This window comes from Cryobacterium sp. Y29, assembly GCF_002929825.1.
Classification (GTDB): domain Bacteria; phylum Actinomycetota; class Actinomycetes; order Actinomycetales; family Microbacteriaceae; genus Cryobacterium.
The window spans coordinates 1-13,273 of record NZ_PJJN01000013.1; the positions used below are offsets into that span (position 1 = coordinate 1).

Below are 13,273 nucleotides of genomic sequence, written 5' to 3' on the forward strand. Positions count from 1 at the left end.
CCACTACGGTTATCAACAGCCAGCATTGGCAGCGTAGAAGAAACCACTAATTCCGCTGTCCGAAATGCCCGCGGCAGGTCACTCCCGACGACGATCCGGATCAGGTCCTGGACGACGAAACGGAGAGGACCGACGAGGAGGATGTGGAGGATGTGGAGGATGTGGAGGAAGAGCCTGACGTTCGCCAGATGTTCCTCGACTGGTTGACCGCCCACCTGCGCACCGTAGAAGTTGTCGGAACAAAACCGACACCGTGGTGCACGGAATGGTGGTTACACCCTGAAGTTGTGGCACGTTTCACCGCCCTCTGGCACGCCAGCATGCAAGCCTCCGCCAGCGTGCAGGACGGCGACGCCGGCGCCACGTCATCCTGGTGGATCAACCACTGGGACCGTCACGCCGCCGTCATCTTCGACAAAAGCAACGGACCATTCCGCGACTGCGACACCACCGATGGCCACCTGTCCCGGCGGAGGGACAAATACGCCGCCGTCGTGCCACTCACCCTGCCCCCCGGCAACGTGACGCTATAGCCAAACTGCCCCTGCGGCCGCACGATCCATACAAACCACCGATACCGATCGATCGGCGCCTGTAAGCTCGCGCGCAGTCAGCGCAACGTTGGATTATTGGTGCGGCACGTGCACTTGGTTTGAGCGTTGTCGCCCTGATGCGGGAGGATGGGGACAAGCACATTGGGGGAAATTTGCGTTTCACGAGTATGTCCAGGGTTGCCATGGCTGCTGTTCGGCAGGGTGGAGTTCATCGTCTGACAGGGCTGAGTTTGAGGGCGAGCCCCAGGAAGCAGGAACAAAAAATGTTACTGGCGGTGGCCTCGTGATGGAGACTGTTCCCGCAACGCCCGTGATTACTCTCGATGAGCCGCTTGTTCATATTGAGCATTTTCGAATGGATTTTGCCGGCACAACGGTCATTGAGGATCTGTCTTTCGATGTAAGGCGGGGGGAGACGTTTGGTTTTCTCGGTTCTAACGGTTCGGGTAAAACCACCACGCTTCGGGCGTTGCTGGGGATTTATCTGCCGACCGCGGGGATTCTCCATATCGATGGGCGCCCGTTCACGCCGGAGGCCGGCAGCCGTCTGGGCTATCTCCCGGAGGAGCGCGGACTGTATAAGAAGGAATCCGTCCTGACTGTGATGACGTACTTCGGTCAACTCAAAGGGTTGAGTAAGAAGGCCGCGGTGTCCTGGTCGATGAACTATCTCGAGCGGGTGGGTTTAGGGGACAAGGCGAAGGCCCGCGTCGACAAGCTCTCGGGCGGTCAGCAACAAAAAGTCCAGCTCGGCGTGACGATCATGAACGACCCGGAGCTCCTCATCTTGGATGAGCCCACGAAGGGGTTCGACCCGGTAAACCGGCGCCTGCTGATGGACATCATCGGGGAGAAAAAACGGGCGGGGGCCACGGTGTTGATGGTGACGCATCAGATGGAGGAAGTCGAGCGGTTGTGCGACAGGGTGATCCTGCTCAAGGATGGCCGTGCGGAAGCGTATGGGACGATTCCCGAGGTGCAGAATCAGTACGGCGGGACCATGATCCGCATCGGTTACTCCGGTGAAATACCAGATTCACCGTATTACGACATCAGTGTCCGGGACCGCAACTATGCCGAACTGACTCTCACCGACACCGGCACGGGCAGCGTCGATGAGGCCCTGATTTTGCGTGACCTGGTGGACGCGGGCATCCTGGTCCGCAGCTTCACGACGAGCAAGCTCTCACTCGAGGAGATCTTCGTGAGTGTGTATGGCGAGCAGAACGAAATGGCGGGTGCTTGATATGGGACGAAATAACCTCCGCACCGTCATCAGCTTCGAAGTTGGCCGCACTTTGGGTAAGAGAAAGTTCTGGTTCATTACCTTGTTGGTCCCGATCGCGATCGGCATTGTCATTGCGTTGGTGAGCCTGGGGAACTCGACGGTCGCGAGCACTATCGACGCCCGATCTGACGCGAACCTCACTTTCACCTACAGCGACACGTCCGGATACGTCGACCCCGCCGTGGCCACGGCGCTAGGCGGCACGATCGTCACCGATGACACGGCGGCGATCGCTGCGGTTAAGTCAGGGGATGAGGACGCCCATTTCGTATACCCGGCTGACCCGGCCAAGACACCCACTCAGGTGTACGGGGCTGATAAGGGCTTGTTCGGCAATGGCGAGTACGACGGTGTCGCGACCCAGGTCCTCAGCATCAGCGCTCAGGACCAGATCGGGGACCCCGCACTGACAGCACTGGCCCAGGGCAACATCTCCGTGACCACGACCACATTCACCGACGGGGAAGAAACAGCCGGATTCATGGGCATAATCCCGCCGCTGATCTTCGTGGTCATCTTCTTCCTCGTCTTCATGCTGCTCTCCAACCAAATGCTCACCAGCACGTTGGAAGAGAAGGAGAACCGGGTCACGGAGATGATCCTCACCACGTTGAATCCCACCGCACTGATCAGCGGCAAAATCATTTCCCTCTTCATCGTCGGGTTTGTTCAGGTGCTCGTGTTCCTGGTACCGGTACTGGTGGCTTACGTATTCTTCCGCACGTCGCTGAACCTGCCGGAGATTGACCTGTCCAGCTTCACTTTCGATCCTATGCAAATGATCGTCGGCGCACTGCTGGCTCTGGGCGGGTTCGCTTTATTTACGGGCACGTTGGTCGCGATCGGAGCGGTCATGCCCACAGCAAAGGACGCGGGCAGCTGGTTCTCCGCATTGATCGTCCTGATGATCGTCCCGCTCTACGCCCTCTCTCTGATCCTGTCGGACCCGAGCAACCCCGTCGTGCAGGTGTTCACGTACTTCCCGTATTCGGCGCCGATCACTGCGATGCTGCGCAACGCGTTTGGTTCTCTTGCCGGCTGGGAAGCCGCCATCGTCATCACGGAACTGTTCCTCCTGAGCGCTATTGTGCTGCAGCTCGCCGTGAGACTGTTCCGGTATGGATCCATCGAATACACGAACAAAGTGTCCTTCAAGACTGTATTCTCTCGCCCAAAAGCGGCTGGGGTGGGACGCCGGTGACAGCTGCCGCCTCCAGTGCGGGGCGATCCAAGTGCTCTAGCTGGTGACCCGCCGCAGCAGGAAGGTGCGGAGGATTTTGCGTCCGCAGCAGTTGAGATGGGTTATAGCGCGAATGTACCGTGTCATTCATCGAACGCGGGCGCTGATTACGATGATCGCCCGGCGTACCAGCGCAATGACCACCAAGGGCCTCCGTCGACAGTGTTGCGGCCGTTGTCGACTTGCTTGCAGCAGACAAGACAGAGTGACCGTGCGGCTGCTGAGAGCCGCACGCTGCGTTGCTGACTGCCGTGGGTGACCGCACGGGCGGTCTTTAATCTGTAGCGCCGCCCTCCTGTACCGCGTTCTGGTTCCGTGACGGAGCCGGTGGTATAGGGTTTCGGGTGACGGTATGCGGGCCCTCATTAGCAGCGCCGAGCGCACCTACTCTAGAGGCCTGTCTCGTACTGACTGTACCCAGACCAAAATCGGAACGGCCCGATCACCGGAGTGTCATCAACCTGAGGGTTCGGTACGGGTAGGCCCCGTCGTGATGTCCTGCTTTCGATCATTCCACATCGGTGATTCCTCGGGCATCTCTTGCAGGCACCCCCCATTCGGGTTACGCTGACGACCAGTTTGCCGCTTCACCCAAGTACCGGCCCCGCGCCCCGCACATGATCTCGGTGTCGAGGCGTGCCTTTCCCGCAAGATGGCCCCACCCCACGCACTATGCGATAGCGCGTGGAGCCATGTCACTTTCGTTTGGAGAACAACGTGCCACGATCCGATTCATCCGTAAAAAAACAACTTCGTCCGAGTAGATCCGGGCTGGCAGCCGTCGCCGTGGTGGCGCTGCTCCTCAGCGCAACCAGCGTATTCAACGCGGCATCATCACCGACGTCCGCTGCGGCTGCAAATCAAAATGGCTCCGATATGAAAGCTGGTGCTGTCACCAGCCTGCCGGTTTCCTTCGAGGTTGAAAATGTCAATCGTTCTAAGGTGGCCTGCGCCAGTGACGGGGCAACTTACACCGTCCGCGGCCACATCGTCGGCCCAACGAAGGAGCTGCGACGTGAAACGGTAAACGGCGCGACTCTCTATTTGCACGGTCTGAGTTTTGGGGAGTTCTTCTGGAACTTCGCCCAAGCGCAAAATTACGACTTCGCCGCCAATCAGGCGAAGGCCGGTCAGGTGTCGGTTGTCATCGACCGACTCGGATACGGCAGCAGCGACAAAGCCGAGGGAAACAGCATCTGCGTCGGCTCCCAAGCCGACATCGCCCACCAGATCGTTCTTGACCTGCGCGCGGGATCCTATAAGGTAACGCCCTCGGGGCAGGCTCCGGAGTTCTCACGAGTCATTCTCGCCGGTCACTCCTACGGTGGCCAGATCGCTCAGGTTGCGGCGTACTCGTTCGGTGATATCGACGGATTGATTGTCATCGGTTATGCCGATCGTGTGCAATCGCAGCTTCTGAGGGACAATTCCGCCTTTGCCGCAAATGTGTGTGCGAGTGGGGGTCTGCGCGTTGGCGCCGTTGGACCAGCGGGTTATGCTCCCTTCGGAGCACCGGCAGGAGCCGCGGCCGCCTTATTCAATAGCGCCGATCCAGCCGTGCAGAGTGCGGCATTGCAGTTGCTGACTCTTGATCCGTGTGGAGATACAGCATCGTTCGCTCCGGCTGTGGCCGTCAACTTGGTGAATGTTCCATCGATCACGGTTCCGGTCCTGATTATCGCCGGAGGAAGCGACGCCTTGTTCCCGGTGCCGGCTGGTCCTGATCAAGCGTCTCTTTTCACCGGCGCTGCGAGTGTCGACCAAGTTACCTTGCCCACCTTTGCGCACGCGATCACGTTGGAGCACGCCTATGCGCCTTCGGCTTTGCGGCCGCTCAACGACTGGCTGCAGAAACGATTCCACAAATAAGCACGCAAGCGAGGGGAGCCCGCCTCACAAATAGTGGCGCGGGCTCCCCTCGTCTTTTGATCGGTAGCAGCAGCACGTGAGTATGCCGAAGCTGAGGCCCTTTTCGGACAGAGTCCTGACATCGATTTGTTGCCCTGTACGGAAACAATTGAGGCAGGTTCTGGTCGCCCTATCAGGGCGTCGCGACCTCGCCGGTTCACCGCCAACGTGTTGCCCTGTTCTGGGTCATCACAGCCGTTCTCCGGCACTGGGTTTCACGATTGGCAGTGCTGCGTCCTCGAGGCATACGTGCCTGTTCCTGCGGTTGGCTGCGTTGACGACGCCAGCACCATAGGGGCAAGATTTTCGCCAGAGGGCTCTCGTAGCAGAGCCATCTTTATCGTCGGAGAAGCGTTGAACGTCAGCGGCGGTCTGGTCACCTCGTGGCCTCGCAATCCCATCCATGTAAATCCTAGGAAGAGAGTAAACACATGAGTGAAGAAGCAAATATTGCCGCCCAGCAGAAGTTTGGTGACGCCGTGAACAGCGGGCAACTTGACCTTCTCGATGATCTCGTGGCCGTAGACGCGGTCGATCACGACCCGGCCCCCGGCCAAGGCCCGGGGCCGGCAGGCTACAAAGCGTTCTTCGGCGAGATGATTGCCGCTTTTCCAGACCTGCACGTCACCGTCGAGCGCCTCGTCGCAAACGATACCGACGTCGCATTCGCGTACACCCTCACCGGCACCCACCAAGGTCCTTTGATGGGCCACGCCGGCAGTGGGAAAACGATGTCTGTTCGTGGCGTGCAAATTAGCCAGTTTGAGAACGGGAAGCTTGTCGAGCGGTAAGGTAGCAGCGACGAAAAGGGAATGCTCGAACAACTTGGCCTGACACCGTAACCTGCGAGAACTGGCGTTTCCAAGCAGAAGGGGTAGAGCCGAAGACGCACATGTGAATACGACGTACGTCCTGAGACGGCTCTGTTCGCGCACGTGGCATGCAGGCAGGGCTGTAGATGGTGTGCATCTGGCAGCGTGGCTGATCCGTCAGCGCTTGCGCGTAGGTCGAGTGGCTAGTGAAATTGTTGCCGCTACCAACGTCGTGTGTTTTGTTTCTCGTGCGTTTGTTGGCGTCATAAAGACGAGCAGCCTAGTGGACCCTTCGGGAGCCCACCTGGAGGAGGTTTCTGCTGCGGTCAAATGTAACGGTCCAGGCGGTGGACAGCACGATGGATTTTGTTGAACCCGCCTGTTCGTTGAGTGCGGCGGCGTGGCGCCATATGAAGATCCATACTCTGACCATGGCTTTGTCGGCCGACGACGGTTTTGCACACTTATACATGCAAATTGCATAGGTTTCGGCGACGAAGGCGTCGTACAAGGTGCTGAAGGCGAGTGCATCGCCCGCGGCCACTCGTTCGAGTAGCAGGTGACCGCTGAAACTATTCCCCGGGGAATGCGGCTCCGTCTCGGTGTCGGTCATGGTGCGGGCTCGGACGATTGAATGACAAATGTAGACAGGGCATTTCCTATATGTGGTGCGTGCATGCGCTGACAGGGTTTAGGTAGCACTAAAACTCTATGTGACCTAAATGGGGGTGTCAAGATAATTGATGAATAAGAAATCGTTCTCAAACAACTGTCGAAACAACGCTATTGACCGTTGCGACTTAGGGCCTCGGTTTCAGCACCTGCAAGACATTATTTTAGTCGTTTTGGCTTGCGCGCTGATCCTGTGTACGCAGAATGTGTCACACATTGATATGACAAGTTCTCGATTTCTGAGCGATACGGTCGTGATGTTAAGTAATCGAACGTATAGATGACGCGTGTAGAGCATGGGTTAAGCGCCCGTTAGCTGAACCCTCAGCGGAAGTCGCTAAACCCCGATAGTCGACTTGGTGGTTGTGGTCAATCGCTCGTCCGCATGGAGTCGACGATGCTTGCATAGGACGATTTTGCGGGGATCGGTGTCGTGGTTGGCTCCTGGATATTCCAGGACAATCCAGTTCGACTGATAGCCGTTCTCCCCAAGGGTTGCCGCAAATGTCTCCGCTTCCTCTCGAAATCTGGGTAAGTCACTTGGCAAGATGGATCCGTTGATAACGAGGCCGACGGACGCCGTGTCTTCCTAAAGCCGTCCGTTTGTAGATGAGCGATAAGTATTCCCGGGGTAACGGCACGTTCACGGGCCGCCTGCTACTACCGGCCGGGCCGTGAGCTTTCTCCCCCCGGCCGCCTTCGCGCTGTTGGTGTCGATCTTCGGCGCCACCTACTGAGGCATGCTGGGCATTATGGCCGGTCTGCTGCCGGGTCTGCTGCTGCTGATTCCGGTGAAAGCGCACCAGGAACAGATTCACTGACCGACTCCCGCGCACTGACGGGCTCACCCACACTGACAAGCTCCGCCGCGCGGGCTGCCGCCGCGCGAACCCGTTTTGCACGGCGCCACCCGAGAAAGGCAAATGCCAGCCCGAGCAGCCCCGCAACAAGAGCGCCGACAACGAGCCCTGGGCTCTCGGTGGGCGCGCGCAAAATCTGCGGCAGCTGGGCGATCCGCGACGTGGCCGAGGCGGCCGCCTCGGCCACCGTGAACCGGGCGCCGTCAATCGAAGCACTCGCCCCTGTCTCGGGATCGGTGAGCGTCATCGATACCGTGTAGTCGCCCGGGTCCAGCTCACCGTCGAAGATGGCCGCGACCCGGCCGCTCTCGGAATGAGCGTACAGCGACCCCATGGTGATGGCGGCCTGGCTGATTTCACGGTTCGCGTCGTCGCGCAACACCATAAGTCCTTCGGGATACAAATGCTGGTTTCCGGTGTTGGAAATGCCCACTGCGACCGACGAGTTGCCTCCCAGCAGCCGGTGTGAAACATCTTCGACGGTGAAGCTAGGCGCCAGAAGGCCCGGCACACGGATGGAGATAGCCACAACCTGCCGAATCACTCGGTCGAGGGCGACGTCACCCGAACCCGCAATCGGAACGTCGTTTTGTAGCACTATGCTGCTGACGTACTCTCCCGGGGCGGTTCCTGCCGGCACGGATACGCGAAAAGACCGTGTCGTTGCCGGATCCGGAGCCAGGATGAACGTCGTATCGGCATAGTCGACCCAGAGCGTGGCACCGGATGCCGGGGTGCCCGCTTCCCGAGCGCCGAACCCACCATTGGTGATCGAGTACACCGTCGCCGCAAAACTGCGCACCGCAATCGGGCTCTCGGTCTGGTTGTTCAAGGCCACCTGGAGCGTACTGCTGGAGCCCGCCGCGACGGTCACGTCGAAGAACGACCCATTGTGACCCACCGCAGTCAACGCCAGCAAACCACGGTCCTCAATCAAAGCCGCCGCTGGCGCGGTGCCGAACGCCGCCAGCACGAGAACGAGAACGAGAACGAGAACGCTCCGCCCACCCTTCCGGTTCATACTCCGATGCTCGTCGCGTGTTAAGGAGCTACAGCAAGTGTGGTGGTGAGGGTGCCGGAGTACGTGCCAACCGGCGCCTGCGCGGGAATCGCCAGCCGGAACCGCAAGGGCGCCGTGTATTCACCGGACCCTCGGCCCTGTGGGGCCGCCATCACGGTCACGGCCTCGTCGAGGCTGCCGCCGATCAGGGGAGACACGTGCCAATCCTGACCAGCGACTGCGACGACGGAGGCTCGGGCTTCGATGACGAGGTTCGCAGCAGACAGGTCGACGCCGTTCGCCGGCCCGTCCGTGATGCTTCTCCAGGTGAGATCGCTCGCCTGCTGGGTCACGCTCCAGCCCGTTTTGGAGCCGGATAGGTCGTTCACTGACACAGTCGCCACGCCTTGAACGAACTGGGCCTCATGCGAATACTGCACCGTGGGCAACTCCAGTGCCGACAGCGACGCCGTGCGGGGGCCGGCCACGATGGCCGCCATTACCTCGGACTCCGTCGCTGCCGTCGGGGCGGACCCCGGCTGGGGCCGTGACTCCTCTTCGGGCAGAGAGAGAGCACGAGCCGGGTAGCCCTTCCAGGTGGGCGTCGTGAATCCGTCCTGATAAGCCGGCGCACCAAATTCAGCAGGGAAGAGGACAACGAGCTGCTCGCTTTTGGCGAGGGCATTTTCTTGCATGTCCGTAGGCGGCGGGCCGAGGAAGGTCACCGATGTGATCTGCCCCTCGTTGAACGCCTCATTTTCGATCTGAGAGACCGCGTAATTCGTTCCTCCCACCGAGATGTTCGCGGGGATAACCACGACCGTGCCGAATCCCATGTCATAGTCAACGACGCTTGCTGCCCCGTTCTTGATTTTGTACTCGATTCCGGAATTCGTGTACCCGTCGGACGCGTACGCGGGGGAGGCGACGAGAACCGATGCTCCCAGCACTGCCACGGCTAGCGTGGCGATCAAATTCTTCTTCATAAGGGTTCCTTCTGACATGGGCGTGGAAACGGTCCGGCGGGCATCGGTGCCGACGTCGGCCGCCAGCGCCTGCTGCCCAAGGCGCACATGGTAGATGAGTTGAATGGCAGCACCTACTGTTGGTTATGCCAACGAAGTAGATACAAACGTATCGATTCGGGGTGTCGAGCGGGAATGCTCTCGGCCACCAATACAGGTGGACAGCCACCGTACAGCTCGCCGGCGCAGTGCTCAGGAGGGACGCATGGACGCGGTATACAACAGGAACATTTGGGAGTCGGGGGGAGACGGTTCGACGGTTCGGTCCGTCGCGATCGTCGACGATCACGAAGTGGTCGCGTTGGCAATGGCGGCACTCATCACGGCCGCAGCCGGTCTCGTCTTCGCTGGTTCTGCGTCGACTGTCGCCGCTTTACACTTGTCCGGTATCGGCGCCGATCTGGTGATTCTTGACTTAAGTCTGCGGGACGGTTCGACGGTCACGCAGAATGTCGCCGCCCTGGGCCGGCGGAACGCAGCAGTGCTGTGCCTGACTTCGGGAGAGAACCCATACCTGATCAGAGAAGCCGCCCGCAGCGATGTACTCGGCATCATCCGCAAGTCGGCCCCGGCCGAGCAGATCATGGCCGCCATTCATGCCGCTGCCGCCGGCCACCCCGTCGTCACCTCGGATTGGGCCTCAGTCCTCGACACGGATGTGGAACTCGGGGCGGCCCATCTCACGATTCGGGAGCAGGAAATTCTTTCGCTCTACGCCTCCGGATTCGGTTCGAAGATGGTCGCGGCGGAACTCGGTATCAGCGAGAACACGGTCAATGATCACATCCGACGCATCCGCCGTACCTACGGGCTTCTGGGACGGCAGGCCCACACGAAGGTAGACCTGTACCGCCGCGGCGTTGAAGACGGCTATCTGCCTCTTCCCACCGATACATGACGCCCAAGCACCCGAGGCGAGACCTTTCGCGGCTGCTCGTTGCTCGAACGCTCACGGCTGCAATCGCCACCGCCTCGTTCGCCGAAATGCTTTTCTTTGCTGTCGTGGTAGCGAGCCACAACGCCGGCTCGATCCCCCCGTCTGTTATCGGTACCCTCGCAATCAATTTCGCGGTACCCGTTTTGGGCGGCACTGTCGCTTTTCTCGTGGGCCATTGCACACTGCGGGTCATCAATACCCTGACCGTGATGGGGATAGTCGTGACCCTGCCGGTGTGGCACCCCCTGTTGCTAGCGCCAGCTGCAGGCTCGGCACCCGACCTGATGAGCGAATTCGGTCTGCCGTGGATTGCGCTCTCCAGCGCACCGCTGGCCGTTGCCGCCGTTCTGGCCTGGGACGCCCGGCCCGGCTGGATCGTGCTGCTCGGGGCCAGCCTGATCAAGCCCTCCCTCATTCTGGCAACCGCGTTGCCCGAGCTGACTGTTTTCGCAGCGTTCGATGCGGTGCTCGCCCTGCTCTCCTCAGCGCTTCTGGGTGGATTGGCACTGGCGCTGCTGGCGTCCAGCCGCCGATTAGACTCGGCAGCATCCGCAGCGGCAATGCTGACCGCGCAGAACGCGAGTGAACAAGCCCGGCATTCGTCCCGGGACCAAGCAAACGCCCTCGTGCACGACGATATTCTGAGCACACTGCTATTCGGTGCAGCCAACGATCCTTTGCTTCGTGAATCGGTCGCCGCGGGGGCCCGAAGCGCACTGGGACAGATAGAGGCCCTGAGCACGCCCACACCAGGTGATCACGGCGTCACCATCGTGGAATTCGTGGGGAAAGCCCGCCGCATCACGCTTCATCTCGATCCGTCGGCGCGGTTCGTCGAGGTAGGTCGAGGCGCAGCGGAGCTACCCGCGGGGGTCGCAACCGCGTTCTATGCCGCGCTCACCCAGTCACTCACGAACAGCGTTACCCACGCAGGCTCTCAACCCGGCGCGGGCTTCACGCCCGGCACCCGACAAGTCACGCGAACAGTGACTGTAATGACACAATTCGAAACAATTGAAATGCGGGTGCAGGATGACGGCCGCGGCTTCGACGCCGCACAGGTGCCCTCCGACCGGTTGGGCATTGCCGTCGGCATTGTCGCTCGAATGCGAAGCATACCCGGCGGCGACGCGGGCACCGCCTCGCGGCTAGGTTTCGGAACGACGGTCACGTTGCGTTGGACGCCCTCTACGTCAACGGCCCTTCACGACGGCGAAGACAGCCCTGCCACGGGTACGGCCCACAGCACCTACGATTTTCGCGCCCCCCAAGCTCGCACGATCGGCATATTTTTCATCACCACCCAGATGGTGCCAGTGCTGATCTGTCTCGGTCACACCTCGCATCCGCTGGCATCGATCATCGCCCTCGTCGCGATCTTCCTCGCGATGCTGTGCGTGACTCATGGGCGGCACCGACGGCCAGGGCAGTTTCGAACCGTGCTCGTGGTGTCGTGGGTTCTGGCGTCGTCAGCCATGGTTTTTCTCCTTGACCCCGATCCGGCCGAGCCCCGGTACGAAGTCTGGTTTCTCCTGGCGAACGCGTGTGTCCTGCTCGCCCTCGCGTTTCTCCAGCGCGCGAGGGCAGCCTTCCTCGGCCTGGCGATCATGTGCTGCGTCGTTCTGGTCGGGTCGGTGGTGAATTCGAGCGGCCTGCACGTGGGCATAGCCCTGTTGATACAACCCGTTCTGGTCTTCTGCCTCGCCGCGGTCTGTGCCGCGCCATTGGGGCGGATGCAGGGACGCATCAACGGCCTCCGATCCAGTGAACGCGCCGTGCTCTCTCAGACCACGTTCGCCCGCACGCATGGGGAGCAACGACGGTTGCAGGCCGTCGAGATCCGCGCTCTCGCCGGAGACATGCTCGCGGTTCTCGGAGCCGGCAACCCGCTCACGACCGACCAGATCACGCGGTGCATCGCTCTGGAAGGGCACCTGCGCGACAGGGCTCGCGGGGACCGGCTCGTCGCGGGCCCCTTGATCGGTGCGGCGTGGCGGGCCCGCGTGCGCGGCGTCGACGTGTTGTTGCTCGATGACAGCCGCGGACAGCGCATGCCCTCCGACGACCTCGACCGCATTCGCTTGTGGATGAGCGAGCAGCTCTCCCTGGCGCAGGATGGCTCGTTCACCGGCCGGCTGCTCCCTCCCGGTCGCTCGGAACGAGCAACCGCGGTCTGCCAGCAGGAATCCGGCACGATCAGACGTGTCTATCGGAGCGAGCACGCGGCCCGCGGCACACCCGAGCTTGATGCTGAACGAATGCCGAACACAACCTGACGACGCGCCGATCTTCGGCCGTGCCCTAGCCAGACCGGGGTTGCGCGAACAGACCGGAAGCATGACTCTTCCCCAGCTGTAGAAGGCCGAATCATTCAACGCGCTTCACCTTCCCGGTGAGCCACTCATCGTGACCAACGTGTGGGATGCGTCACATCCCGCCGGGCGGTGTAATTCATCGTCACCGTCCGGGTCAGCTGCTTTGTGGGAATCCCTGTTTCATTCGCCCCTCCAATCTCCTTTTTGTCGAATGTTTATTCGATATGGGGAGCATGGGTCTGGGCTTCGACATTTACAAGGTCCTCCGCGACAGACGGCGGTCGTAGGCGCATCATCGTTGTCTCAAGAGCGGAGACAGATGAGATTGGTGTCATCACTGACACCGACGCGGTGACACCCGGGACCTCGCCCGTCAGCGTCTCCGGTTCGGATTTTTTGACCCTGGTCGAGCAGAGGAACGAGGAATTCCAGTGCCGGACTGTACACGTCGGCGCGCGTCCGAGTGAGACTTGCATATGATTTTGGTTACCGGAGTGTTCGGATTCGTGGGCGGATGCTAAGAGCGAACCAGGCGCGCGATCGCTTGTGAGGCTTCCCGTATTTTGAGGTCCGCTTCGTGGCCGGAATTTGTCAAGGTGAATGAGGCCAGTGGGAGTTTAGGCGGCTAGTTCGAGTCGGTCATTCTCGGTGGGTTTGTCGGC

General features: G+C 60.6%; 11 protein-coding genes. 7 read left to right on the forward strand and 4 right to left on the reverse strand.

Annotated features, from left to right (window positions below; genetic code table 11):
* Window positions 1-215: hypothetical protein (locus CXY74_RS17795; RefSeq protein WP_233193058.1), on the reverse strand; the 215-nt coding region annotated here is incomplete at its 3' end.
* Here CXY74_RS17795 and CXY74_RS00190 point away from each other — a divergent pair.
* The 5 genes from CXY74_RS00190 to CXY74_RS00215 all read left to right on the forward strand — a co-directional run bounded on the left by CXY74_RS00190 (window position 189) and on the right by CXY74_RS00215 (window position 5,781).
* Complete coding sequence (locus tag CXY74_RS00190) at window positions 189-533, forward strand: DUF4913 domain-containing protein (RefSeq protein ID WP_233193056.1); 345 nt, start codon at window positions 189-191, stop codon at window positions 531-533. The genes CXY74_RS17795 and CXY74_RS00190 overlap by 27 nt on opposite strands.
* A 307-nt stretch (window positions 534-840) precedes the next feature.
* On the forward strand, window positions 841-1,800 hold the full coding sequence (locus CXY74_RS00200; RefSeq protein WP_370446106.1) for an ABC transporter ATP-binding protein: 960 nt from the start codon (window positions 841-843) through the stop codon (window positions 1,798-1,800).
* Between the two features lies 1 nt (window position 1,801).
* A complete protein-coding gene (locus CXY74_RS00205; protein WP_104198560.1) occupies window positions 1,802-3,043 on the forward strand; it encodes an ABC transporter permease in 1,242 nt (413 codons plus the stop codon).
* Window positions 3,044-3,787: 744 nt separating this feature from the next.
* The gene (locus tag CXY74_RS00210) at window positions 3,788-4,951 is read left to right on the forward strand and encodes an alpha/beta fold hydrolase (protein ID WP_146069976.1); all 1,164 of its coding nucleotides are present in this window, start codon (window positions 3,788-3,790) and stop codon (window positions 4,949-4,951) included.
* 470 nt (window positions 4,952-5,421) lie between these two features.
* A complete protein-coding gene (locus tag CXY74_RS00215; protein ID WP_104198562.1) occupies window positions 5,422-5,781 on the forward strand; it encodes an ester cyclase in 360 nt (119 codons plus the stop codon).
* Between the two features lie 301 nt (window positions 5,782-6,082).
* On the opposite strand, the gene CXY74_RS00220 is transcribed toward CXY74_RS00215, so the two are convergent.
* The 3 genes from CXY74_RS00220 to CXY74_RS00230 all read right to left on the reverse strand — a co-directional run bounded on the left by CXY74_RS00220 (window position 6,083) and on the right by CXY74_RS00230 (window position 9,320).
* Window positions 6,083-6,415, reverse strand: a complete 333-nt coding sequence (locus tag CXY74_RS00220) for a hypothetical protein (RefSeq protein ID WP_104198563.1) — start codon at window positions 6,413-6,415, stop codon at window positions 6,083-6,085.
* Window positions 6,416-7,224: 809 nt separating this feature from the next.
* Window positions 7,225-8,355, reverse strand: coding sequence for a hypothetical protein (locus tag CXY74_RS00225; protein ID WP_104198564.1), 1,131 nt, complete (start codon window positions 8,353-8,355; stop codon window positions 7,225-7,227).
* A gap of 20 nt (window positions 8,356-8,375) precedes the next feature.
* Window positions 8,376-9,320 (reverse strand): WxL domain-containing protein, encoded by a 945-nt coding sequence (locus CXY74_RS00230; protein ID WP_104198565.1) that lies wholly within the window; start codon window positions 9,318-9,320, stop codon window positions 8,376-8,378.
* Between the two features lie 244 nt (window positions 9,321-9,564).
* On the opposite strand from CXY74_RS00230, the gene CXY74_RS00235 reads away from it, so the two are divergent.
* Together CXY74_RS00235 and CXY74_RS00240 are read left to right on the forward strand one after the other, a co-directional pair.
* A complete protein-coding gene (locus CXY74_RS00235; RefSeq protein ID WP_104198566.1) occupies window positions 9,565-10,257 on the forward strand; it encodes a response regulator transcription factor in 693 nt (230 codons plus the stop codon).
* Entirely contained in the window at window positions 10,254-12,572 is a 2,319-nt protein-coding gene (locus CXY74_RS00240) for a hypothetical protein (RefSeq protein ID WP_104198567.1), read from the forward strand. The genes CXY74_RS00235 and CXY74_RS00240 overlap by 4 nt, the downstream gene beginning before the upstream one ends.
* Window positions 12,573-13,273: the final 701 nt, after the last annotated feature.

Excerpts from the sequence above, each read along its gene's own strand:
- CXY74_RS00215 (WP_104198562.1), top strand. The coding sequence starts at position 5,422 with ATGAGTGAAGAAGCAAATATTGCCGCCCAGCAGAAGTTTGGTGACGCC.
- CXY74_RS00240 (WP_104198567.1), top strand. The coding sequence starts at position 10,254 with ATGACGCCCAAGCACCCGAGGCGAGACCTTTCGCGGCTGCTCGTTGCT.
- CXY74_RS00205 (WP_104198560.1), top strand. The coding sequence starts at position 1,802 with ATGGGACGAAATAACCTCCGCACCGTCATCAGCTTCGAAGTTGGCCGC.
- CXY74_RS00220 (WP_104198563.1), bottom strand. The coding sequence starts at position 6,415 with ATGACCGACACCGAGACGGAGCCGCATTCCCCGGGGAATAGTTTCAGC.
- CXY74_RS00225 (WP_104198564.1), bottom strand. The coding sequence starts at position 8,355 with ATGAACCGGAAGGGTGGGCGGAGCGTTCTCGTTCTCGTTCTCGTTCTC.
- CXY74_RS00230 (WP_104198565.1), bottom strand. The coding sequence starts at position 9,320 with ATGAAGAAGAATTTGATCGCCACGCTAGCCGTGGCAGTGCTGGGAGCA.
- CXY74_RS00200 (WP_370446106.1), top strand. The coding sequence starts at position 841 with ATGGAGACTGTTCCCGCAACGCCCGTGATTACTCTCGATGAGCCGCTT.
- CXY74_RS00190 (WP_233193056.1), top strand. The coding sequence starts at position 189 with ATGTTCCTCGACTGGTTGACCGCCCACCTGCGCACCGTAGAAGTTGTC.
- CXY74_RS00235 (WP_104198566.1), top strand. The coding sequence starts at position 9,565 with ATGGACGCGGTATACAACAGGAACATTTGGGAGTCGGGGGGAGACGGT.